At 57.0% G+C, this 563-nt stretch carries 1 protein-coding gene; it reads right to left on the bottom strand.

Annotated elements, in window-relative coordinates; translation table 11 throughout:
* Positions 1-563: hemagglutinin repeat-containing protein (locus ALO_RS07890; protein ID WP_004094554.1), on the bottom strand; the 563-nt coding region annotated here is incomplete at both ends.

Genomic DNA, 563 nt, shown 5'->3' with positions numbered 1-563 from the left:
GGCTTTGCCGGCAGAGTCTTTTTCTCCGCTGCCTTTGGCTTTGATGTTAACCTTTCCTTCCGACTGCAGGCTGCTGCCCACAGCGGTGCTGATATGGGTGGTGGTTTCGGATTCTTGTTTGCTGCTGCCGATGCTGACGCTGACGTTGATTTGAGCCGGGTTGTCTTTTTTCGGGTCTCCCTTTTCCTTGGCGTCGGTGCCATGGGCTTTCTGCCAGGCTTTGTCTCCGGTTTCGATGGCTTTCCAGCCGTGCAAAACCGCCAGCCGGTCATCGTCCACCTCGCCAGCCCGCTCCAGGGAGTTCACAGCCTGGGTGACGGTGCTGACCAGACTGTTGCCGGCAGTGACGGTGAGGCCGGTTTGTTTGAATTGATAGGTGCTGTGGCTGTCGGTGGTGTTGGCGGCGGCTTCGATGGCGACGTTCTGACCGGTGATATCAATATCTTCTTTGGCAAGGATCTCGCTGGCCGAGAGCTTTACGTCGTTTTCGGCGGTGATGGTTACAGTGCCGTTGTCAGATCGGATGGTGCTCTTGATCTGTTCGGTCATGGCGGTGTCTTCGC

Source organism: Acetonema longum DSM 6540, assembly GCF_000219125.1.
GTDB classification, from domain to species: domain Bacteria; phylum Bacillota; class Negativicutes; order Sporomusales; family Acetonemataceae; genus Acetonema; species Acetonema longum.
Note: the sequence above shows the minus strand (reverse complement) of the source record. Positions and strands in the feature narration are given on the sequence as shown.